The following is a 20,151-nucleotide window of genomic DNA, read 5'->3' as shown; positions in this document are numbered from 1 at the left end:
CCTCGATTTCGACCGCGTAGGTGCCGCGGCGCGCGGGGCGCCGCTGCGCGTAGATCCACGTGACGCGCGGGTCGGAGTCGGCGACCTTCAGCCAGTCAGCAACGCCATCGCGTGTGGCCTTCAGACTTCCTTGCAGGTTGTCACCATCCAGGTCCATCGCGCCTAGACGCGTCATCGTTACCGAGCACGGCAGCACCCCGGCGCCACATGAAATGAGCGCCCAGTACGTGCTCTCCCTGTGGACCTTGGCGCGCCGCGCTCGCGCTGCCCAGTGGCAGCGCGCATTCGGTTCGCTGATCGTCTTGATCGGAACCAGCACCCTGATCATCGCCATCCTCCAGCAGGCTTGCAGTAGCCGGAGGGGATCCGGAAAACGTTTTCGCTTCTCGGACGGCGCCCAGCGTGACGCCGCCTTCAGAAGCGTACGTCACCTTCAGGCCCGGGAACACCTCACGATATTCATCGACCAGCTTGGCGACGGTTGGCATGCGTGCGCGGTTGCGCGACTTGATCGCAGTAGTGTTGATTTCATTCTTCATGGCCGGTATTCAGATGAGCGTTAGCGAATCTGGTGAAGGTGAAGGTGAAGATGAAGGTGCATGCTCCGCGGGATGCGAGAGGCGACTGCGACTTCTTGCAACCGCAATCGGCGGCGAATGCGATCGCAAGCCAGGGACTTGTGTGCCGCGCTGCGGTCGCAATGCAGCCGAATTGCCTCACCCATGCGGTCGCGCTCTGATCGCAGTGCGTCTGGCATGCGGTCGCAATGCGGCTGCCATCGAATGCGTTAGTTGTTCGGTAGCTGCGGAAGCGGGTCACTTTCCGTCGTCCCCTTGGACGTGGCGCCACTTCGCCTTCGCACCGACCGTACCGGCGCGCGACTTGCGCTCGGTGTTCGCGCGCGCCTTCTCCCACTCCCGCCGGACCCGTTTTTGCAGCCACTTGCCGCCGCCAACTTCGAAGAAACGCTGCAGTCGAGGCCGTGCTCGATCCCATTGCGCCTTCGACAATCGCGTAATTCGTCGCAATGCCTCCGGGTCATCGTCGAGCGCGCCACCCTCTTGCCATGCCGCAAGGATCAACAGCAGGTACGCTCCGTGCTCCTCCGTCGTGAGGTCCATGGTGTCCCGCAGGTAGTCCGCCGGGTAGAAGGGCATCCACGTGTCGTGCTTAGCCATGGCGCCCCCTGAGCTGTTGAATCGTTTCGCGGAGCGCCTGCGAGCACTCGAATAGCGACACCGCCTGATGGAAGTCGTTGAAGTCCTGACCTGGCGTGGGTGGCACGAAGTAGGGCCATCCGGTCTCAATCGCGGCACGCTGCCCCACCCCCGACTCATCGTTGTCCGCGACGACGAGGCCTGGTTGCATATGTGATGCGACACGTTTGAGGTTGCCCGCGCTGAAGCAGACAACCACGCGATAGCGTTCACGCAGCGCCCTCAGTGCCGCCTGGCACGACAGACCTGTTGCGTAGCCTTCGCACAGCACCGGCGGACCGCCGCTGTCGAACGTGAATGTGGCCCCAGCCACCTGCTGGCCGCGCAAGAAGCGCTTGTCGCCGTTCTCGCTGATGAGCTGGCAGCCGACAAGTCCCCGGTCGGCGTACATGGGCACCACCAGCAGGCAGACGCCGTTCGTGACCCAGACGTTCACGAGAGTGTCCGGAAAGCCTTTGCGTGCCAGGTATGGGTGCGTGGCGCGTGAGCACCGGCTCACGATCTTGGCCGCGAGTTCAGCAGCCGCGGCCCTGTCCTCGGCGAGCCTGTCCTCAATGGCCCGCCGGTCGAAGGGGACCGCGCCCGGCCGCTGGCTTACTTCACCCCGCCACAACGCGGGACGCGACATGGTGGCGTGGTTCTGGGCAAAACCGTAGTCGCCCATCAAACGGACGGCACCGTTCTTCAGCCTCGGATGATCGACGGTCGGCAGCCGGCGCCATTCGCCCAGGGGTGGGTCGGCGTCGATGATGATCCCGAAGCTGCGGGCGAACTCAACAAAGGTCGTCACGCGATCCTCCGTCGCTTCGCCCACGCGATGTCGCGCGATGTCACCCAGCGGCGACACTCCGGCGTGGGAGGCCGCTGCACGTCCTCCAGGCCGGTCGGCCACTCGTTGAACTTCTCGTGGTACTTCGCGAGCGCCCAGCGCCGCGGATCCTCGCGCCTTCGCTCCTCGGCGATCGTCAGCAGCCCGCTCCACCAAGCCTGGCGCGCCTCGCGAGGTACGGCCGACCGCAGTTCATGCATCTCGCCCGGCGTGGTGATCACATCGCAGCGCCGCTCGCGCACGTGGCCGCAGTTGGGGCACGTGTCCCCGAATAACGGCCAGAGATGCCCGCATGACGAGCAGAACGACTCCTGCTTCTCGGCGGCCGTCGGTTCGCGCAGTGGCCGCTCCACGTCTTCTCGGAGACGGTCCACGCCGTTGGCATAGATTTCCTCCCAGGCAGTTCGGAAGCGCACGAAGTTGCCGGAGTGGTCCAGCCACAGCGCGAATGGCTTGCCGCCGCAGGCGCGCATGACACGCCCGAGTTGCTGGACGTGAGCCGACAGGGATTTCTTGAACGGGCGCGCCGAGATGCCGATCATCACGTCCGGGACATCGAACCCCTTGGTCAGGATGTCGCAGGCGATCAAGCCATGGACGCGCGAATCAGGCTTCCGGAACTCCTCGATTGCCGCGTGGTTGAACTCCGTCGTGTCCCGGTAGCTGATCGCGACGAAGTTGTAGCCAGCCTCGGAGAACTGTCGGGCGAGGTCCCTCCCATGGGTCACGTTGGCGCAGAAGACGATCGTCTTGCGCGGCCCGCCGAAGACCTCATGCGTCTTCTTGATCCACTCTTGCACGATGTCACCGGTGATCCGCATGCCGCGCGCGGCAGCAGCAGCGGGAGTCCACTCGCCGCGACTGGTCTGCGCGCCGCTCATTTCGATTTCCTTGGCGACAAACACGCGAATGGATGCGAGGTAGCCGCGCGCGACCAACTCCTGGGTCGTGGCGCCGCACACCACGTGGGAATAGGTCTGCGACAAGCCTCGCGTGAACGGCGTGGCCGTTAGCCCGATCGTGCAAACGTCGGGGTTCGCTCCGATGAACTCGCGCATCATCCGGCGCTGGGCATGGCACTCGTCGACGATCAGCAAGTCGACACTCGGCAAGCTCCCGCGCTTCTCCAGCGTCTGGGCGCTGCAGATCTGGATCTGCTCGTGGGGCCGATAACGCCAGTGACCCGCCTGTAGAACGCCGTGGTCGACCTGGTACTTCGCAAGCCGCTGGCTCGTCTGGTCACACAAGATGATCCGGTCGAGGACCATGGCGGCCCGCCGACCGCGCCGCGTGGCAGCGACCATCAGTTCGATGGCCACCTCCGTCTTGCCGCCGGCGGTCGGCAAGTAAAGGATCTGGGCCTTGTGGCCGCTGCGCACACCGCCGCGCAGTTCTTCGAGCGTGGCTTGCTGGTAGTCACGCATTTTCATCGGCATCCTCCGCGCCGATCCGACGCTCGGGCGCACCCCGCAGCGTCGCCAGTTCACTGGCCATCCGATCACGCTCGACGGTGACGGCCTCGAGGAGATCCGTCAGTTCCCTATTGCGTTGCCGCAGCGCGGCGATCTCCTTGGCCGTTGAGCGCGAAGACACCCGTTTGGTCAGGGCAGGCGCCACTCCTCCGGTCGCGTCAGTGCACTCGCGTGTCCGCCGCAAACGCAGTTCACTGGCCGCCTTGCTGGCGGACATTTCCCCCGTTCGGACCTTTTCGGCGAGTGGCGTGCTGATCACCTTCTTCACGTCGGTAATCGTGCGAACGCTGGTGGCAGCCTCCTTGGCCATCTCGGCGCTCGTGGTCAGATCGGAAGTCGCTTCCGATTTACATTGCCCCTTACGGTGCCACGCCTTGCAGGCCACAACGGCGTAGGCACGCTGAGACGGAGACAACTGCTTGCGCCGGTGCAAGTTGTTCGAGAGCACGTACGACCCGGGGTCGATCCCCATGTACTGCTCAACCTCGAGCTTGCGTCCGAGCGCGGCGCAGGCCCTAGCACGGTGCCAGCCGTCGAGGACCATTCCGTCGAGCAGGATGACTGGCCACCGCTGGCCGTTCTTCTCGATGTCGCTCTTGAAATGCTCGAACTGCTCCGGCGACATGTCGGGGAACGCTTCACTGAGCGGATGCCTCTTGAGCTCCTGGTCCATGGCTACCGCCCCTTCGCCTTGCACCGCCGGGGATCACTCGAACGGGTGTCACGCAGCCAGGCGCGCACCTCACCGACATTCCAGGCCGTGATCCGCCCCGCGAGCCTGTGGGGCTGCGGGAATGCACGACGCGCGACCAGGCGCCAGAGCGTCGGGCTGCTGAATGGCAAAACGGGTGCGGCGGCAGTGCGACGGCGACTGCGAACGAGGTCAGCTTCGCGAACGAACGCGTCGTCCGAGAGTTTGTCGAAGTCAATGGGCTTGTGTTCCATGGCATCTCGCAATGAGGCGAAGCGAGATGCTAGGAAGGCCCGGGGTGCGCGGCGGAGCGCGCGGCAGGGGCGTGCAGCAGCTAAACGAGAGAAATATCCTGAAAAATCAGAGGCTTACGGCTACTGAGCGCTTGGGCGGCCGAATGCACCGACGGCGGCGAGAGCGCGTGCGAGACAGCCGCCTAAGTGCTTGATTTATCGCGCAGTTCTAGCCGGTTGATCGCAATTTACGACGCCCGAGATCCGCTGCAACTGCATGTCGTACACGAAGAACATCACGCGGTCGCGTTCAGCTCGAAAGCGCGCCGCCGTTGCCCAGGAAGGCTGCCCAGTCGGCCAAGAGCTTGCGCCTTTGCTCCAGCAAGTCACCGCGTCGGTACGCAGCTTCCACCTTGTCGCCAATCGTGTGTGCCAGCGACATCTCCACTGCCTCGCGCGAGTACTGCGTGCGCTCCGTAGCCCAGTCCTTGAAGCTCGAGCGAAAGCCGTGCGGCACTCCGTCGACCTTCATGCGCCGTATCACGGCCACCAGCGTCATGTCACTCAGGAGCTTCTTTTTCGGAGACGGGAAGACCAGGGCAGTGCCCTCCACCCGGGGCAGGGCGGTCAGCAGGGCAACCGCGGCATCCGACAGTGGCACGCGGTGTTCCTTGCCCGCCTTCATCCGCCCGGCGGGCACGGTCCAGAGTTTTTGGCCCAGATCGATCTCAGGCCATGTCGCGCCGCGGACCTCGCCCGACCGAGCGGCGGTCAAGACGGCGAGTTCCAGGGCGCGTGCGCCAATGCCCGATTGAAGCTTCAGCGCTGAATAGAAGGCAGGTACCTCGTCCAACGCCAGCGCCTTGTGGTGCTTCACCTGAGCAACTTTGCCCGGCGTCGGCAGCAGCTTGTCCATGTGCCCGCGCCAACGCGCCGGGTTCGGGCCTTGCCTGTAGTGCTGCACGGTCGCCCAGTCCAAGATCTGCTCGATGCGTCCGCGCACACGAGTTGCCGTCTCGGTCTTCACCGTCCAGATCGGCTTGAGCACGGCTAGCACCTGCGTCACACCGACGTCAGAGACCAGCAGCTTGCCGATGTGCGGGTACGCGTAGGTCTTGAGGGTGCTGGTCCACTGCGCCGCATGCTTGGTGTTGCGCCACTCGGCGGACTTCGCGTCGATGAACTCGGTTGCGCACTGCTCGAAGGTCTTGTGAGACGCTTGTTTCGCGAGTAGCGCGCTCTTCGCCTCCCGGCGCACGAGGATAGGATCAACCCCCTTGTCGATGAGGTCGCGCGCCTCGCGCGCCTTTTGACGGGCGAGGGCCAGGTCGACGTCGGGGTAGCCGCCCAAGCCCATGTCGCGCCGTCGGCTGCCGATGCGCGCTCGGAGCACCCAGGACCGCGCTCCGGTGTCCGACACTTGGAGCGCGAGGCCGGCGACTCCGCCGACCACGTAGTGACCTGGCTTCGTCAGCCGACGCACGGCTAGCGGTGACATCTCAACAGCTTTTCGCGGCATGGCGGCACCCAACTTCGTACCCAACCAAGATCGTGCAATTATGAGCGATGTCCTGAGATGACCTGAAGTGACAAACCTCCTGTTTCCCAATGAAAAAGCCCCTCGAGGGGGCTTCTTGCGTGGGGCGTCTGGCGGAGCAGGAGGGATTCGAACCCTCGATACGGGAGAACCGTATACCGGATTTCGAGTCCGGCGCATTCGACCACTCTGCCACCGCTCCTGAATTCGGTTCGCGTGGTGCGAAGCCGCTCATTCTAGCGCAGCCGGGACGGCTCAGGGGCGCAGGACCGCGGTCCCGCCCAGGTAGGGGCGCAGCGCCTCGGGCACGGTAACCGAGCCGTCGGCGTTCTGGTAGTTCTCGAGCACGGCCACCAGCGTGCGGCCGACCGCGAGGCCGGACCCGTTGAGCGTGTGGACGAGCTCGTTCTTGCCCTGCGCGGTCTTGAAGCGCGCCTGCAGCCGTCGGGCCTGGTAGGCCTCGCAGTTGGAGCAGGAGCTGATCTCGCGGTAGGTGTCCTGCGCGGGCAGCCAGACCTCCAGGTCGTAGGTCTTGGCGGCGCCGGCGCCCATGTCGCCGGTGCACAGCAGCATCACGCGGTAGGGCAGCCCGAGCTTCTGCAGGATCTTCTCGGCGTGCCCGACCATCTGGTCCAGCGCCTCGTAGCTGCGCTCGGGGTGCGCCACCTGGACCATCTCGACCTTGTCGAACTGGTGCTGGCGGATCATGCCGCGCGTGTCGCGGCCGGCGCTGCCCGCCTCGGAGCGGAAGCACGGCGTGTGGGCGGTCAGCCGCAGCGGCAATTGCGATTCGGCCAGCACCTCGTCGCGCACGAAGTTGGTGAGCGTCACCTCGCTGGTGGGGATCAGGTACAGCGCCTGCTTGTCCTCGTCGCCCAGGCCCTCCTGGCCGCCCTTGCTGACGGCGAACAGGTCGGCCTCGAACTTGGGCAGCTGCCCGGTGCCGCGCAGCGTCGCCGCGTTGACGATGTAGGGCGTGTAGCACTCGGTGTAGCCGTGCTCCTGCGTGTGCGTGTCGAGCATGAACTGCGCGAGCGCACGGTGCAGCCGGGCGATCTGGCCGCGCATCGCGGTGAAGCGCGCGCCGCTCAATTTCACGCCGGTGTCGAAGTCCAGCCCGAGCGGGGTGCCGATGTCGACGTGGTCCTTCACCGGGAAGTCGAACTTGCGCGGCTCGCCCCAGCGGCGCTGCTCCACGTTGCCCGACTCGTCGGAGCCGACCGGCGCGCTTTCGTGCGGCAGGTTGGGAAGGCCCAGGAGCATGTCCTGCATCTCGGGCTGCAACGCTTCGAGGCGCTGCGCCGAGCGCTCGAGCTCCTCCTTGATGGAGGCCACTTCGGCCATCACCGCGTCGGTGCTCTCGCCCTTGGACTTGAGCTGCCCGATCTGCTTGGACAGCGCATTGCGCCGCGCCTGCAGCTCTTCGGTGCGCACCTGGATGGTCTTGCGCTCCGCTTCGAGCGACTTGAACTTCGCCACGTCGAGGAAGGGCTGCGGCGACTTGCGCGTCTCCAGGCGGGCGACGACCTCGTCGAGGTCCTTGCGTAGCAGGCTGATGTCGAGCATCGGGTGATTTTATTCGGCGGCCGATGCGGCGCTGGTGCAGCGTGGCCCGGCCCGTTCGCGCCGGGCGCCGTGGCAAGATGAGCAAAATTCGACCGCCCGCGAAGAAAGCTCAATCGGCCGGCGCGCTGCGCGCCTTAGCATCGGCGGCGACGAGGAGAACCCAGCACCGTGCCCGTGACCACCAACATCGAAGACCTGCGCGTCCTCGCCAAGCGCCGCGTGCCGCGCATGTTCTACGACTACGCCGACTCGGGTTCGTGGACCGAGAGCACCTACCGGGCGAACGAGCAGGACTTCAACCGCATCCTCTTTCGCCAGCGCGTGGCCGTGAACATGGAACCGCGCAGCACCCAGTCGACGATGGTCGGCCAGCCGGTCGCGATGCCGGTGGCGATCGCGCCAACCGGGCTGACCGGCATGCAGCACGCCGACGGCGAGATCCTCGCCGCGCGCGCCGCGAGGAAGTTCGGCATCCCGTTCACGCTGTCGACGATGAGCGTGTGCTCCATCGAGGACGTCGCGGCGGGCACCGACAACCATCCGTTCTGGTTCCAGCTGTACGTGATGCGCGACCGCGACTTCATCGCGCGCCTGATCGACCGTGCCAAGGCGGCCAACTGCTCCGCGCTGGTGCTGACGCTGGACCTGCAGATCCTCGGCCAGCGCCACAAGGACATCAAGAACGGCCTGTCGGTGCCGCCGAAGCCGACGATCCCCAACATCCTCAACCTCATGACCAAGCCGCGCTGGTGCCTGGGCATGCTGGGCACGCGCCGCCACAACTTCGGCAACATCTTCGGCCACGTGAAGGGCGTCGAGAACCTGGGCTCGCTGGCGGAATGGACCTCCAAGCAATTCGACCCCACGCTGTCGTGGGCCGACGTCGAGTGGGTCAAGCAGCGCTGGGGCGGCAAGCTGATCCTCAAGGGCATCCAGGACGTCGAGGACGCGCGGCTCGCCGTCGACTCCGGCGCCGACGCGCTGGTCGTGTCCAACCACGGCGGGCGCCAGCTCGATGGCGCGCCCTCTTCCATCTCCGCGCTGCCGGAGATCGTGCAGGAAGTGGGCAACCGCATCGAGGTGCACATGGACGGCGGCATCCGCTCGGGCCAGCACGTGCTCAAGGCGGTGGCGCTGGGTGCCAAGGGCACCTACATCGGCCGCGCGATGCTGTACGGCCTGGGCGCGATGGGCGAAGCGGGCGTGACGCGCACGCTGGAGATCATCCACCGCGAACTCGAACTGTCGATGGCCTTCTGCGGCCGCACCGACGTCGCCAGCGTGGACACGTCCATCCTGCTGCCAGGCAGCTACCCGACCGGCACGCCGCGGGGGTACTGAGATGGTCGCGCGCGCGCTCGACGCCATCGCGAACGAGATGCGCCAGGCGCAGGACGACGTCCGCCAGGTCGCGCCGCTGACCAGCACGCATCCGGGCTTCTCGCTGGAGCACGCCTACACGGTCGCCGACCGCGTGCACCATGAACGCCTGGCCGCCGGCGCGCAGCCGCGGGGGCGCAAGATCGGTTTCACCAACCGCGCGATCTGGCCCGAGTACGGCGTGCACCACCCGATCTGGGGCCACGTGTACGCGCACACGCTGCGCGGTCCCGGCATGGCCGACCTCGACGTCACGGTGTCGCACTTCGCCGAGCCGCGGCTGGAGCCGGAGATCGCGCTGTGCCTGCGCAGTGCGCCGCGCGCGGGCCTGGCGATCCGCGATCTCGCCGGCTGCATCGACTGGGTCGCGCCAGCGTTCGAAGTCGTGCAGTCGCATTTCCCGCACTGGAAGTTCCAGGCGGCGGACACCATCGCCGACGGCGGCCTGCACGGCGCCCTCATCGTGGGCGAGACGGTGCCGCTGGCGAGCATCGGCACCGATGCGGAACTCGCTCTCGCGGCGGTCGAAGTCGAACTGCACCGCGACGGACAGCTGGTCGAGGTCGGCCGCGGCGCCAATGCGCTGGGCAGCCCGCTCGCAGCGCTGGCCCACTTGGTGGACCTGCTGGCGAAGCAACCCGCGTTGCCACCCTTGCGGGCAGGCGAGATCGTGACGACGGGAACGCTGACCGCGGCTTACCCGGTGCGCGCCGGCGAAGCGTGGACGATGCAGCCGCGGCATCCCGCGCTGAAGCCGCTCACGCTGCGCTTCAGGGACTGAAGCGGCGCCGCCTCACTTCGAGCGGCCGTCGTACTCCATCACCGGCACCGACGCGAGATCGATGCCCTCGATGCAGCGCACGTTCACCGCGACCATCTCGTTGCCCTTCGGGTCCTTGCCCTCGGCGTAAGGATGCATGCCGCAGGTCTTGCAGAAGCGGTGCCGGATCAGGTGCTTGTTGAACAGGTAGGTCGCCGCGTTGGCGTCGTCCGTCAGCAGCTTCGATTGCGCCTTCGGCACGAACCAGAGCAGCGATCCCTTGCGCTGGCAGATCGAGCAGTTGCAGGAGATCGCCTGGTCGATGGTGCCTTCGACCTCGATGGCGACGTTGCCGCAATGGCAGCTGGAACGGTAGGTCATGGAGCCTCCTGGACGCGGTGCGCGATTCTGGCACCCGCACCGGGGCGGTGGCGAGTCAGGCCGCCTTGACGAGCCGCCACAGGCGCACGGGCTTGAGCGCCGTCAGCGGTTGCGGCAACACGTCGGCCAGCGTGTGCTGGTCGAGGTGCTCCATGAAGCGCTGCAACGCATCGCCCATCACGCCGGCGAGCACGCAATCACCGGTGAGCGTGCAAGTGTTGGCCGTCGCGAAGCATTCGACGAGGGCGAAGTCAGGTTCCATCGTGCGCACGACGGCTCCCAGCGGGATCTCCGCCGCCGGCTTGGCCAGGCGGATGCCCCCGCCCTTGCCGCGCACCGTCCGCAGCCAGCCCGCCAGCGCGAGCTGGTGCGTGATCTTCATCAGGTGCGTCTCGGACAGGCGGTAGGCCGCCGCCACCTCCGCGATCGTGCACAGGCGCTCGTCGCGCTGGCCCACGTAGACCAGCAGCCGGATGGCGCAGTCGGTCATGTGCGCGAGCCGCATGGGGAGCCTGCTCAGGCCGCCCGAGCGGCCGGTGCAGCGAGGTTGGCGGACTCGGTGAGCGTGTCCATGCCGCGGCTCATCTGGTAGCCGTACCAGAGGCTCTGCGCGATGCGGTGCGCCAGTTCGTTGGCACGTTCGCGCATCGGCGCATTCGGCAGGCTGGCGGTGGTTTCCGCGAACAGCGCCAGCCAGCGCTGGAACAGGTCCGCCGACAACCCTGGGAGCGCGATGTGCTTGGGCATCGGCGTGCCGCGGAAGCGCGCGGTGCCGCGAAGCGCACCGGACCAGAAGTCGACCATCTTCGCCAGGTGCGGGCCCCAGTCGCCGATGTGGCGATCGAAGACGGGGCCGAGCACGGCATCGCTGCGCACCCGCCCGTAGAAACCATGGACCAGGGCGTGCACCTCGTCTTCGGTGCAGAGATCAGGATCGGGCATGCCGCGATTTTAAGATGAGCCAACGGCTCATCTTTCAGTGCACCCGCGTCGCGTGCGGGAATCGGTCACGTTCCCACGCCGACCGCCGCGAGGCGCCCCGTCGATGCCGCGACAATTGCGCCGTGACCGCCCCCAAGCGCCGCATCGCCCACCTGGACATGGACGCCTTCTTCGCGTCGGTGGAGTTGCTGCGCTATCCGCAGCTCAAGGGCCTGCCGGTGGTGATCGGCGGCGGACGCCGGCGCGTCGACGAGATGGTGCGCGAGCGCTTCTCGGACCGGCCGCTCTCCGAGATCCCGGCCGGCGCCTTTCCGCTGCTCAAGGACTACGTCGGCCGCGGCGTGATCACCACCGCCACCTACCCCGCGCGCCAGTTCGGCGTCGGCTCCGCGATGGGCATGATGAAGGCGGCGCGCCTGTGCCCGCAGGCCATCGTGCTGCCGGCCGATTTCGACGAGGTGCGGCGCCTGTCGCGCGCGTTCAAGGCCGTCATCCGCGACATCGCGCCGGTGGTCGAGGACCGCGGGATCGACGAGGTCTACATCGACTTCACCGACGTCCCCGGCGGCCAGCGCGAAGGTGGTCGCGTGCTGGCACGCCTGATCCAGAAATCGATCTTCGAGGCGACGCGCCTGACCTGCTCGATCGGCGTGGCGCCGAACAAGCTGCTCGCCAAGATGGCCAGCGAGTTCAACAAGCCCAATGGCATCTCGATCGTCCACGAGGACGACCTGCAATCGCGCATCTGGCCGCTGGCCGTGCGCAAGATCAACGGCATCGGGCCGAAGGCGGAAGCCAAGCTGCTGCGCCTGCACGTGCACACCATCGGCGACCTCGCGGCGCAGGACCCTGAATGGCTGGTCGACAACTTCGGCCAGTCCACCGGGCGCTGGATGCACAACGTGGCGTGGGGCCGCGACGACCGGCCGGTGGTCACCGAGAGCGAGCCGGTCTCCATGAGCCGCGAGACCACCTTCGATCGCGATCTGCATGCGGTGCGCGACCGCGCGGAACTCGGCGCGATCTTCACCGACCTGTGCGAGCGCGTCGCCGACGACCTGCGCCGCAAGGGCTACGTCGGCAAGACGATCGGCATCAAGCTGCGCTACGACGATTTCCGCACCGCGACGCGAGACCACACGCTCGAGCACTTCACCGACGACGCGAAGGCGATCCGCCGTGTCGCCGGGTTGTGCCTCAAGCGCGTGCCGCTCGACCGCAAGCTGCGGCTGCTCGGCGTTCGCGTGGGCAAGCTCGCCCGCGCGGGCAGCACCGAGGCAACTGCCGTGGCAGCGCCGTTGCGCGTCGAGGAACACACGCCCGACCTGTTCCAGGCCGGCTGAGGTGCGTGGCTCGTCCGCGAGGGCGGTGTCCGGGCAGCGGCGACAGCATGCCCTTGCGCGCTCCTACTGGTCCGACCGGGGGAGGCCTACACCCAGGCACTCGGGCGACGCCTACCTTGGATGCACGTCGCCGCCCCGCGAGACCGCCATGCGTGCCGCCCAACGTTCCCCCCTGCTCCGCCCCTCCCACCTGCTCGCGCTGGCGCTGGCCTGGCCGGCCCTGCTGCCTCTGCCCGCGCACCCTCAGCAAACCGCTGCGGCATCGCCAGTCGTCGACAGCCTCGAGGTCAACGCCGACGCCGGGCTGACCCAGGGCTCGACGCTCGACTTCACCGTCCGAGGCACGCCGCGTGCGCAAGCGCGGGTGCAGCTGGTGGGCAGTGGCATCTCGATCGCGCTGCACGAGCGAGCGCCCGGGCTGTACACGGGGCGCTACACGCTAGGCCGCGCCGACCGCATCGACGTGTCGCAGCCGATCCAGGCCACCTTGCGGGCGAACGGCCGCATGGTGATTTCCAAGTTCGACTTCCCCGGCAGCTTCCAGGCGCTGCGCGGCGCGGCGCCGGCGCAAGCGGCCCAGGCCACGCCGCCACGCATCGACACGTTCGGTGCCGACCCGGTCGCATCGCTCCAGCCCGGATCCGAACTGCGGTTCGTCGTCGACGGCACGCCGGGAGCGCGCGCCAGCGTCAGCGTCCCCGGGATCGCGGACGCGCTGCCGCTGCGCGAAGGCCGCCCGGGCCACTACGTCGGCCGCTACACGCTGCGCACGACGGACAGCGTGCAATCCGGACCGATCGTCGCGACGCTTCGCCAGGGCGATGTCGTGTCGTCGGCGCAGCTGTCCGGTCCGCTGGTGGCCTCGGCGTCGCCGACGACCACGCTGGGCGCCGCATCGACGACCGTCGTGCCCGTCGTCGTGCCGGCGACCACCCCCTTGTCCCTGCAGGTGCTCAGTCCCGCCGCCGGCACGACGGTCGAGAGTTCGAGCGTGCTGGTGCGGGGACGCACGACGCCGTTCGCCACGGTGCACGCGCAGGTGCATGCCATCGCGCCGGCACCCGCGGGCCGCGCGACCGTGGCGCTGCCCGTGACGCAGCAGCGTGTGCAGGCCGACGCGAACGGAAATTTCAGTTTCGGGCTCGGCGCCCAGGCCGTGCCGCCAGGCGCGCGGCTGGACGTGCAGCTGGAAGCATCGCAAGGCGCGCAGTCGACCCCGGTGCAGCGGCTGGAGCTCTACCAACGCCAGGGCTGACCATGACTCTCGACGACCTCCAACACATCAAGCGCTGGCATGCCGGCCACCGCACGACCCACCCGCTGGAATACCAGCTGTGGGACCTGATGCTCATGCTGTGGATCGCAGGCTGCATCGGCTGGCTGCCGGTGTTCGCCTGTGGCGCGCTGTGGATGGCGCCGCTGTGCCTGCTCGGCATGTCGGCGCCGGACCTCTACACGGCGTGGCGCTTCCGGGCGCACCGGCTGCAGCGGCTGCGCTGCGACTGGGTCTGCGCCAAGTCACTGCCGCGCCGTGCGCACGTTCGCCGGTAGGGCGGCCGGGTGGCTGGTGCGGTACGGGTTGATGTCCAGCCCGCCGCGGCGCGTGTAGCGCGCGTAGACCGCCAGCCTGGTCGGGCGGCAGTGCCGCCGGATGTCCATGAAGATGCGTTCCACGCACTGCTCGTGGAACTCGTTGTGGTTGCGGAAGCTCACCAGGTAGCGCAGCAACTGGCCATGGTCGATCTGCGGTCCCGCATAGCGGATCTGCACGCTGCCCCAGTCGGGCTGGCCCGTCACGAGGCAATTGCTCTTGAGCAGGTTGCTCACCACCACTTCCTCGACCGGCTGCTCGTCGAAGACGGCACGCAGCAGGTCCGGCCGCGGCGTGTAGTCCGTGCATTCGATGTCGAGCCGGTCCAGGTTGATGCCATCGAGCTCGTGCACCTGCTGCTGGTCGAACAGCTCCGGCAGGAGCAGGCGCACGCCGATGCTGCCCGTGCGGCCGCTGCCCCGCCATGCCGCTTCGGCCAGATCGGCCCGCACGCGCGCCAGGACTTCGTCGCCGGAGGCGAACTGCGAATTGGTGAAGCTGTTCAGGTACAGCTTGAACGACTTGCTCTCGACAAGGTTCGGCGTCTCGCACGGCACGGTGACCTGCGCGATCGCGACGACGGGGCGCCCGCGGGGCGTGAGCCAGCTCAGCTCGTAGGCCGTCCACAGGTCGGCGCCGAAGAACGGCGGCTGCGCGGTGATGCCCAGTTCCTCGCGCTTGGCCGCGCGCGGGATGGGGTACAGCAGCGTCGGGTCGTACTGGTCGCGGTACGGGGCAGGCTTGCCCAGCAGCGACTGCTCGGGAGAGTTCATCCCCCGCGAGTCTGCCGCAGGTGCGGCACGATCGCCTGCAGCAGCAGATCGACCACCCCGGGCGGCAGGTCATGGCCCATGCCGTGCAGCGCCACGAGCCGCGCATGCGGAATGCGGCGCGCCGTGTCCTCGCCGCAGGCGAACGGCACCAGCGGATCGTCGCGGCCGTGGATGACCAGCGTCGGCACGCGCATGGTGGCCAGCTCGCGCGCACGCTTGCTGTCCGCGACCACCGCAGCCATCTGCCGCTGGGTGCCGGCGGGCCGGTAGGCGCGTCGCACGGCCGCACGGACCCGTTCGCGCACCACGACTTCGTCGTGCGGATAAGCGGGACTGGCGATCAGCCGCAGCAGCGCCATCGTGTGGTCGACCACCGCGTCCTCGGAACTGTCCTTCGGCCGCGCAAGCAACGCGCGCAGCACCGGCGGTTTCGGGCCGGGCAGGAAGCGGGCGCCGCTGGAACTCATGATGCTCGTGAGCGACTGGATGCGGTCCGGGGCTGCGAGCGCCATCCGCTGGGCGATCATGCCGCCCATGCTCATGCCGACGACGTGGGCGCGCTCGATCTTCAGGGCGTCGAGCACGCCGAAGGCGTCGTTCGCCATGTCGGCCAGCGTGTACGGCGCGCGCACGCGCAGGCCGAAGCGATGCCGGATCGATTCGACCACCAGGTTCGGGACGCCGAGTTCGTCGAAGGACTGTGACAGCCCCACGTCACGGTTGTCGAAGCGGACGACGCGGAAGCCCGCGTCCCAGAGCCCCTGGATGAAGGCGGCCGGCCAGGCAACCAGTTGCATGCCGAGGCCCATCACGAGCAGCACGGCCGGACGCCGGGCGTCGCCCGTGTCCTCGGCTTCGATGGTGATGCCGTTGGCCTGCAGCCTCATGCGGGGCGGGCGCTCATTCGAAGCGCCGCTCGCGCATCCACTTGGTGGCGATCCACTTCTCGCCGGCCAGCACCGGCGCGCCGCCGTGCAACGTCTTGGTCGACGGGTGCGCGCGTTCGTAGCTGAAGAACACGGCGTGCCCGCGCTTGGGATAGACCTCGAGGTGCGCGTCGGGGAAGGTCGTGCCGCCGCCCTTTTCCGGCTCGGCGAGGTAGATCACGATGGTGCCCACCCGCTGGCCACCGCGCTTGAGGATGGTCGGCGTGCCCGGCTCGTTGGGGTCGAAGTAGTCGTAATGCGGCTTGTACTCGGCGCCCGGGCGGTAGTGCAGCACCTGCAGGCCCTCGCCGTTCTCCACCGGCCAGTTCACCAGCTTGGCCAGGCGCGCCTCGATGCGCGTGACCAGCTCGTTCTCGCCACGCTGGAAGAACATGCCGTTGCTGGTGCGGTCCTCGTTGACCTCCTCGCCGCCGGTCTTGGTGGCGACGGTGAGCGAGCGCGCCATGCGCGGCTTGGCCAGCGCGATCAGCTTGTCGCACTCGTCGTCCGACAGCACGCCGCCGAAGACGACCACGCGCGGGTTGTACTGGTTCTGCACCACGTACACCTTGCGGTCGCCGGCGTCGATGTACAGCGGCGATTCGTCCAGCTTCGGTTCGGGCACCGGCACCGCCGGGGCCAGCCCCTGCTGCACGGCCTGCGCGTTCAAGTGCTCACGCAGGGTGCTTTCCATCGCTTCGACCGCGACGTCGTTGTCCCACCCGGACGCCATCATCGAGCGCAGCACGGCTTCGGCCGGGTGGCCGGCCTGTGCCTGCTCCACGATCCACTTGCGAAGCTCCGGGGTGATCTGCTGCTGCGTCTTCGTCGTCATGGGTCCATTGTGCGATGGAACGGCGGCGCTTCGGGGCTGGCGAGCTCAGCCATGGCCTTCAGCGCCAGGCCCGCAAGGAAAGCCACTGCGCGGTGGCCGTGGCCATCACGAGCGTGAAGTAAGTCGCCATCTTGCCGTCGCGGCCGAACCACCACAGCCCGCCACCGAGCACCGCCGCGCCCACTGCCAGCAGCAGCACGCACTGCACCCACCACGGGAAGGCCGGCGTGGCCCGCCGCAAGAGCACCTTGGTGCCGGTCGGCAGCAGGACGGCCAGGAACAGGGCCGGGGCGAGCAGGCCCATGGCGTGCAGCAGGAAATCGGTGGGGCCCATCGGGAAGGGGTTTGATCCAGCGTAAGTGCTTGTGGGAGCGGCGAATTTTATAATCGCCCCCATGGCCGTCTGGGCATTGGGCATCAACCACACCACCGCGCCGGTCGACCTGCGCGGCCGGTTCGCGTTCGCCCTCGACCAGGTGCAGCCGACGCTGGCCGCGATGCGGCAGAGTTTCCTGGGCCAGGTCTCCCGCCAGCCCGAGGCCGCCATCCTGTCGACGTGCAACCGCACGGAGATCTATTGCGCCGGCCCGCAGCACGACCTGGACCCGACCATCGAGTGGCTGGCGCGGTCCGGCGGCGTGCCGGCGGCGACGCTGAAGTCGCATGCCTACGTGCTGCGAGACGGGCAGGCGGCGCGCCACGCGTTCCGCGTCGCCAGCGGGCTCGACTCGATGGTGCTGGGCGAAGCGCAGATCCTGGGCCAGATGAAGGACTTCGTGCGCGCGGCCGACGAAGCCGGCGCGCTCGGCACCACGCTCAACCAGCTGTTCCAGCGCTCCTTCGCGGTGGCGAAGGAAGTGCGCTCGGCCACCGAGATCGGCGCGCATTCCATCAGCATGGCCGCAGCGGCGGTCCGCCTGGCCGGCCAGTTGTTCGAGGACCTGCGCAAGACCAAGGTGCTGTTCGTCGGCGCGGGCGAGATGATCGAGCTGGCCGCGACGCACTTCGCCGCCAAGGAGCCGGCTGCCATCGCCATCGCCAACCGGACGCTGGAGCGCGGCGAGAAGCTCGCGGCGCGCTTCGGCGGCCAGGTGATGCGGCTGTCGGACCTGCCGGCCCGCCTGCATGAATTCGACATCGTGGTGTCCTCCACGGCCAGCACGCTGCCGATCATCGGGCTGGGCGCCGTCGAGCGCGCGGTGAAGGCGCGCAAGCACCGCCCGATGTTCATGGTGGACCTCGCCGTGCCGCGCGACATCGAGCCCGAGGTCAAGCAGCTCGAAGACGTCTACCTGTACACGGTGGACGACCTCGCGCACGTCGTCCAGGCCGGGCACGCGCACCGCCAGGCGGCCGTCGCCCAGGCCGAAGCCATCATCGACGCCGGCGTGCAGAGCTTCATGCACTGGCTGGACCAGCGCCACGCCGTGCCGCTGATCCAGCAGCTGCAGGCGCAGACAGACGAGTGGCGCGCTGCCGAACTGGCCCGCGCGCGCAAGCTGCTGGCCCGCGGCGAAGATCCCGAAGCGGTGATGGAAGCGCTGTCGCGCGGCCTCACCCAGAAGATGCTGCACGGCGCCCTGGCCGAACTGCATGCCGGCGACGCGGCGGCGCGCGAGCGCGCCACCGACGCGATCGAGCACTTCTTCCTGCGCAAGTCGCGTTAGCGGCGCACGTGCGCCCACGTGCGCCGCGCCGCGGTGCACGCCCCACCCCACGTCCGTCCCGACCCGAGCCGCCCCTTGAAGCCCTTCCTCCGCCAGCAACTCGAACGCTATCCGGTCCGCCTGCAGGAACTCGACTTTTTCCTGCAGCAGCCGGAGGTCGCGCAGGACATGGACCGCCTGCGTGCGCTCACGCGCGAGCACTCGGAGGTGAGCGTGGTCGCGGGCCTGTTCGAACGGTTCCGCGCGCGCGAGGCGCAGCTCGCCGATGCCCGCGTGATGCTGGACGACCCCGACATGGCCGACATGGCACGGGAAGAAGTCGCCGCGATCGAGGACGAACTGCCGCGGCTGGAAGACGAGCTGCAGAAGCTGCTGCTGCCCAAGGACCCCGACGACGTGCGCAACACGTTCCTGGAAATCCGCGCCGGCACCGGCGGCGACGAGTCGGCGCTGTTCGCCGGCGACCTGCTGCGCATGTACACGAAGTACGCCGACCGCCAGGGCTGGCGCATCGAGATCGTCAGCGAGAGCGAAGGCGAGGTCGGTGGCTACAAGGAAGTCGTCCTGCGCGTCGTCGGCGATGGCGTCTACGGCAAGCTGAAGTTCGAATCCGGCGGCCACCGCGTGCAGCGCGTGCCGGCGACGGAGACGCAGGGGCGTATCCACACGAGCGCGTGCACCGTCGCCGCCTTGCCCGAGCCCGACGAAGCACAAGCCGTGCAGATCAACCCGGCCGACCTGCGCATCGACACCTTTCGCGCCAGCGGCGCGGGCGGCCAACATATCAACAAGACCGATTCGGCCGTGCGCATCACGCACATCCCGACCGGCATCGTCGCGGAGTGCCAGGACGACCGCAGCCAGCACCGCAACAAGGCCAAGGCGCTGCAGGTGCTGGCCGCGCGCATCCGCGAGAAGGAGCGCGCCGAACGCGCCGCGAAGGAAGCCGCGACGCGCAAGGGCCTGATCGGCAGCGGCGACCGCAGTGACCGCATCCGCACCTACAACTTCCCGCAAGGGCGAGTGACCGACCACCGCATCAACCTGACGCTCTACAAGCTCGCGATGGTGATGGAAGGGGAATTGGACGAACTGGTGGAAGCGCTGCTGCTGGCGCGCAAGGCCGAGCAGCTCGAGGAGCTGGAGATCGGCCTCGGGGCCCCGGCCGCATGACACTCGCCCAGCTGCTCGCGCAGGCGACGGCGCTCGGGCTGGAGCGCCTCGATGCGCAATTGCTGCTGCTGCAGGCGCTGGGCCGCGACGGCTCCGAGCGCGCCTGGCTGCTCGCGCATGACACCGACGCCGTCGACGCCGACGTGCGGGCGCGCTGCGAAGCCGCGTGGCATCGGCGCCTCGCGGGCGAGCCGCTGGCGTACATCGTGGGCCACAAGGAATTCCACGGCCTCGATCTCGCCGTCGATGCGCGCGTGCTGGTGCCCCGGCCGGACACGGAGACGCTGGTGGATTGGGCACTCGAGGTGATGGCTGGCCGGCCTTCGCCGCGCGTGGTGGACCTCGGCACCGGCAGCGGCGCGATCGCGGTGGCGCTCAAGCACCGCTGCGCGCCAGCGCACGTGGTCGCGGTGGATCGCAGCGAGGAAGCGCTGGCGGTGGCGAAGGCGAATGGCGATCGCCTGGGGCTCGACGTGGAGTGGCGCCGCGGCGACTGGCTCGCCGGCCTGGCCGGACCGTTCGACGTGATCGTGAGCAATCCGCCCTACATCGCCGACGGCGACCCGCACCTGCCGGCGCTGCGGCACGAGCCTCGGGCCGCACTGGCTGCCGGACCGGACGGGCTGGACGACCTGCGGCACCTCGCCTCGCAGGCGCCCGCCCTGCTCGCCCCCGGCGGCTGGCTCTTGCTCGAGCATGGCTGGGACCAGGCCGACGCGGTGCGCGGCCTGCTCCAGGCCGCCGGCCTGGTAGCGGTCGCATCCCGGCGGGACCTCGCGGGCATCGAGCGCTGCTCCGGCGGGCAACGGCCCGAAGTCCGATAATCGAGGCAGTG

At 68.3% G+C, this 20,151-nt stretch carries 23 protein-coding genes and 1 tRNA gene; 8 read left to right on the top strand and 16 right to left on the bottom strand.

What is annotated here, in order from left to right; genetic code table 11:
• Window positions 1–140: 140 nt before the first annotated feature.
• The 9 genes from I8E28_RS05835 to serS all read right to left on the bottom strand — a co-directional run bounded on the left by I8E28_RS05835 (window position 141) and on the right by serS (window position 7,545).
• Window positions 141–539 carry a hypothetical protein gene (locus I8E28_RS05835; protein WP_200787054.1) on the bottom strand — a complete coding sequence of 133 codons (399 nt, stop codon included), beginning with the start codon at window positions 537–539 and terminating at the stop codon, window positions 141–143.
• Between the two features lie 276 nt (window positions 540–815).
• Complete coding sequence (locus tag I8E28_RS05830; RefSeq protein ID WP_200787053.1) at window positions 816–1,178, bottom strand: YdaU family protein; 363 nt, start codon at window positions 1,176–1,178, stop codon at window positions 816–818.
• Window positions 1,171–2,007: a toprim domain-containing protein gene (locus I8E28_RS20910; RefSeq protein ID WP_200787052.1), complete on the bottom strand. Its 837-nt coding sequence runs from the start codon at window positions 2,005–2,007 to the stop codon at window positions 1,171–1,173. Before I8E28_RS20910 ends, I8E28_RS05830 begins: the two co-directional genes overlap by 8 nt.
• Window positions 2,004–3,476, bottom strand: a complete 1,473-nt coding sequence (locus tag I8E28_RS05820) for a DEAD/DEAH box helicase (protein ID WP_200787051.1) — start codon at window positions 3,474–3,476, stop codon at window positions 2,004–2,006. Before I8E28_RS05820 ends, I8E28_RS20910 begins: the two co-directional genes overlap by 4 nt.
• Window positions 3,463–4,191: a ParB N-terminal domain-containing protein gene (locus tag I8E28_RS05815; protein WP_200787050.1), complete on the bottom strand. Its 729-nt coding sequence runs from the start codon at window positions 4,189–4,191 to the stop codon at window positions 3,463–3,465. Before I8E28_RS05815 ends, I8E28_RS05820 begins: the two co-directional genes overlap by 14 nt.
• Before the next feature lie 2 nt (window positions 4,192–4,193).
• Window positions 4,194–4,463 carry a helix-turn-helix transcriptional regulator gene (locus I8E28_RS05810; protein ID WP_200787049.1) on the bottom strand — a complete coding sequence of 90 codons (270 nt, stop codon included), beginning with the start codon at window positions 4,461–4,463 and terminating at the stop codon, window positions 4,194–4,196.
• A 289-nt stretch (window positions 4,464–4,752) separates the two neighbouring features.
• On the bottom strand, window positions 4,753–5,940 hold the full coding sequence (locus tag I8E28_RS05805; RefSeq protein WP_239027188.1) for a tyrosine-type recombinase/integrase: 1,188 nt from the start codon (window positions 5,938–5,940) through the stop codon (window positions 4,753–4,755).
• A 150-nt stretch (window positions 5,941–6,090) separates the two neighbouring features.
• A tRNA-Ser gene (locus I8E28_RS05800) sits at window positions 6,091–6,181 on the bottom strand.
• 53 nt (window positions 6,182–6,234) lie between these two features.
• Window positions 6,235–7,545, bottom strand: coding sequence for a serine--tRNA ligase (gene serS / locus I8E28_RS05795; protein WP_200787048.1), 1,311 nt, complete (start codon window positions 7,543–7,545; stop codon window positions 6,235–6,237).
• 168 nt (window positions 7,546–7,713) lie between these two features.
• Here serS and I8E28_RS05790 point away from each other — a divergent pair, with 168 nt between their 5' ends.
• On the top strand, window positions 7,714–8,886 hold the full coding sequence (locus I8E28_RS05790; protein ID WP_200787047.1) for an L-lactate dehydrogenase: 1,173 nt from the start codon (window positions 7,714–7,716) through the stop codon (window positions 8,884–8,886).
• 1 nt (window position 8,887) lies between these two features.
• Window positions 8,888–9,706, top strand: a complete 819-nt coding sequence (locus tag I8E28_RS05785) for a 2-keto-4-pentenoate hydratase (protein WP_200787046.1) — start codon at window positions 8,888–8,890, stop codon at window positions 9,704–9,706.
• A 12-nt stretch (window positions 9,707–9,718) separates the two neighbouring features.
• On the opposite strand, the gene I8E28_RS05780 is transcribed toward I8E28_RS05785, so the two are convergent.
• The 3 genes from I8E28_RS05780 to I8E28_RS05770 are packed head-to-tail and all read right to left on the bottom strand — an operon-like array spanning window position 9,719 to window position 11,008.
• Window positions 9,719–10,066, bottom strand: coding sequence for a GFA family protein (locus I8E28_RS05780; RefSeq protein ID WP_200787045.1), 348 nt, complete (start codon window positions 10,064–10,066; stop codon window positions 9,719–9,721).
• A 55-nt stretch (window positions 10,067–10,121) separates the two neighbouring features.
• Window positions 10,122–10,571 (bottom strand): RrF2 family transcriptional regulator, encoded by a 450-nt coding sequence (locus I8E28_RS05775; protein ID WP_200787044.1) that lies wholly within the window; start codon window positions 10,569–10,571, stop codon window positions 10,122–10,124.
• Between the two features lie 11 nt (window positions 10,572–10,582).
• Complete coding sequence (locus I8E28_RS05770; protein WP_200787043.1) at window positions 10,583–11,008, bottom strand: group III truncated hemoglobin; 426 nt, start codon at window positions 11,006–11,008, stop codon at window positions 10,583–10,585.
• Window positions 11,009–11,166: 158 nt separating this feature from the next.
• Between I8E28_RS05770 and I8E28_RS05765 the strand changes: the two genes are divergently transcribed.
• The 3 genes from I8E28_RS05765 to I8E28_RS05755 all read left to right on the top strand — a co-directional run bounded on the left by I8E28_RS05765 (window position 11,167) and on the right by I8E28_RS05755 (window position 13,902).
• Window positions 11,167–12,351, top strand: a complete 1,185-nt coding sequence (locus I8E28_RS05765) for a Y-family DNA polymerase (protein WP_200790311.1) — start codon at window positions 11,167–11,169, stop codon at window positions 12,349–12,351.
• A gap of 148 nt (window positions 12,352–12,499) precedes the next feature.
• The gene (locus I8E28_RS05760; RefSeq protein WP_200787042.1) at window positions 12,500–13,606 is read left to right on the top strand and encodes a hypothetical protein; all 1,107 of its coding nucleotides are present in this window, start codon (window positions 12,500–12,502) and stop codon (window positions 13,604–13,606) included.
• A 2-nt stretch (window positions 13,607–13,608) separates the two neighbouring features.
• Complete coding sequence (locus tag I8E28_RS05755) at window positions 13,609–13,902, top strand: hypothetical protein (protein WP_200787041.1); 294 nt, start codon at window positions 13,609–13,611, stop codon at window positions 13,900–13,902.
• Here the strand turns inward: I8E28_RS05755 and queF are convergent.
• Genes queF through I8E28_RS05735 form a run of 4 tightly spaced genes read right to left on the bottom strand, consistent with a single transcriptional unit; the run spans window position 13,870 to window position 16,810 of the window.
• The gene (queF, locus tag I8E28_RS05750; RefSeq protein ID WP_200787040.1) at window positions 13,870–14,715 is read right to left on the bottom strand and encodes an NADPH-dependent 7-cyano-7-deazaguanine reductase QueF; all 846 of its coding nucleotides are present in this window, start codon (window positions 14,713–14,715) and stop codon (window positions 13,870–13,872) included. The genes I8E28_RS05755 and queF overlap by 33 nt on opposite strands.
• The gene (locus tag I8E28_RS05745; protein ID WP_200787039.1) at window positions 14,712–15,602 is read right to left on the bottom strand and encodes an alpha/beta fold hydrolase; all 891 of its coding nucleotides are present in this window, start codon (window positions 15,600–15,602) and stop codon (window positions 14,712–14,714) included. Before I8E28_RS05745 ends, queF begins: the two co-directional genes overlap by 4 nt.
• A 13-nt stretch (window positions 15,603–15,615) precedes the next feature.
• On the bottom strand, window positions 15,616–16,476 hold the full coding sequence (locus I8E28_RS05740) for a 2OG-Fe(II) oxygenase (protein ID WP_200787038.1): 861 nt from the start codon (window positions 16,474–16,476) through the stop codon (window positions 15,616–15,618).
• 58 nt (window positions 16,477–16,534) lie between these two features.
• On the bottom strand, window positions 16,535–16,810 hold the full coding sequence (locus I8E28_RS05735) for a hypothetical protein (RefSeq protein ID WP_200787037.1): 276 nt from the start codon (window positions 16,808–16,810) through the stop codon (window positions 16,535–16,537).
• Window positions 16,811–16,871: 61 nt separating this feature from the next.
• On the opposite strand from I8E28_RS05735, the gene hemA reads away from it, so the two are divergent.
• The 3 genes from hemA to prmC all read left to right on the top strand — a co-directional run bounded on the left by hemA (window position 16,872) and on the right by prmC (window position 20,140).
• Complete coding sequence (gene hemA, locus I8E28_RS05730; RefSeq protein WP_200787036.1) at window positions 16,872–18,143, top strand: glutamyl-tRNA reductase; 1,272 nt, start codon at window positions 16,872–16,874, stop codon at window positions 18,141–18,143.
• 75 nt (window positions 18,144–18,218) lie between these two features.
• Window positions 18,219–19,316, top strand: a complete 1,098-nt coding sequence (gene prfA / locus I8E28_RS05725; RefSeq protein WP_200787035.1) for a peptide chain release factor 1 — start codon at window positions 18,219–18,221, stop codon at window positions 19,314–19,316.
• Complete coding sequence (gene prmC, locus I8E28_RS05720) at window positions 19,313–20,140, top strand: peptide chain release factor N(5)-glutamine methyltransferase (RefSeq protein ID WP_200787034.1); 828 nt, start codon at window positions 19,313–19,315, stop codon at window positions 20,138–20,140. The genes prfA and prmC overlap by 4 nt, the downstream gene beginning before the upstream one ends.
• Window positions 20,141–20,151 lie beyond the last annotated feature (11 nt).

This window comes from Ramlibacter algicola (genome assembly GCF_016641735.1).
GTDB classification, from domain to species: domain Bacteria; phylum Pseudomonadota; class Gammaproteobacteria; order Burkholderiales; family Burkholderiaceae_C; genus Ramlibacter; species Ramlibacter algicola.
Note: the sequence above shows the minus strand (reverse complement) of the source record. Positions and strands in the feature narration are given on the sequence as shown.

Coding starts and splice junctions, on each gene's coding strand:
- I8E28_RS05745 (WP_200787039.1), bottom strand. CDS start 15,602: ATGAGGCTGCAGGCCAACGGCATCACCATCGAAGCCGAGGACACGGGC.
- I8E28_RS05820 (WP_200787051.1), bottom strand. CDS start 3,476: ATGAAAATGCGTGACTACCAGCAAGCCACGCTCGAAGAACTGCGCGGC.
- I8E28_RS05775 (WP_200787044.1), bottom strand. CDS start 10,571: ATGCGGCTCGCGCACATGACCGACTGCGCCATCCGGCTGCTGGTCTAC.
- I8E28_RS05760 (WP_200787042.1), top strand. CDS start 12,500: ATGCGTGCCGCCCAACGTTCCCCCCTGCTCCGCCCCTCCCACCTGCTC.
- I8E28_RS05785 (WP_200787046.1), top strand. CDS start 8,888: ATGGTCGCGCGCGCGCTCGACGCCATCGCGAACGAGATGCGCCAGGCG.
- hemA (WP_200787036.1), top strand. CDS start 16,872: ATGGCCGTCTGGGCATTGGGCATCAACCACACCACCGCGCCGGTCGAC.
- I8E28_RS05765 (WP_200790311.1), top strand. CDS start 11,167: ATGGACGCCTTCTTCGCGTCGGTGGAGTTGCTGCGCTATCCGCAGCTC.
- I8E28_RS05805 (WP_239027188.1), bottom strand. CDS start 5,940: ATGTCACCGCTAGCCGTGCGTCGGCTGACGAAGCCAGGTCACTACGTG.
- queF (WP_200787040.1), bottom strand. CDS start 14,715: ATGAACTCTCCCGAGCAGTCGCTGCTGGGCAAGCCTGCCCCGTACCGC.
- I8E28_RS05735 (WP_200787037.1), bottom strand. CDS start 16,810: ATGGGCCCCACCGATTTCCTGCTGCACGCCATGGGCCTGCTCGCCCCG.
- I8E28_RS05830 (WP_200787053.1), bottom strand. CDS start 1,178: ATGGCTAAGCACGACACGTGGATGCCCTTCTACCCGGCGGACTACCTG.
- I8E28_RS05835 (WP_200787054.1), bottom strand. CDS start 539: ATGAAGAATGAAATCAACACTACTGCGATCAAGTCGCGCAACCGCGCA.
- I8E28_RS05815 (WP_200787050.1), bottom strand. CDS start 4,191: ATGGACCAGGAGCTCAAGAGGCATCCGCTCAGTGAAGCGTTCCCCGAC.
- I8E28_RS05780 (WP_200787045.1), bottom strand. CDS start 10,066: ATGACCTACCGTTCCAGCTGCCATTGCGGCAACGTCGCCATCGAGGTC.
- I8E28_RS05740 (WP_200787038.1), bottom strand. CDS start 16,476: ATGACGACGAAGACGCAGCAGCAGATCACCCCGGAGCTTCGCAAGTGG.
- I8E28_RS05810 (WP_200787049.1), bottom strand. CDS start 4,463: ATGGAACACAAGCCCATTGACTTCGACAAACTCTCGGACGACGCGTTC.
- prmC (WP_200787034.1), top strand. CDS start 19,313: ATGACACTCGCCCAGCTGCTCGCGCAGGCGACGGCGCTCGGGCTGGAG.
- I8E28_RS05755 (WP_200787041.1), top strand. CDS start 13,609: ATGACTCTCGACGACCTCCAACACATCAAGCGCTGGCATGCCGGCCAC.
- serS (WP_200787048.1), bottom strand. CDS start 7,545: ATGCTCGACATCAGCCTGCTACGCAAGGACCTCGACGAGGTCGTCGCC.
- I8E28_RS05770 (WP_200787043.1), bottom strand. CDS start 11,008: ATGCCCGATCCTGATCTCTGCACCGAAGACGAGGTGCACGCCCTGGTC.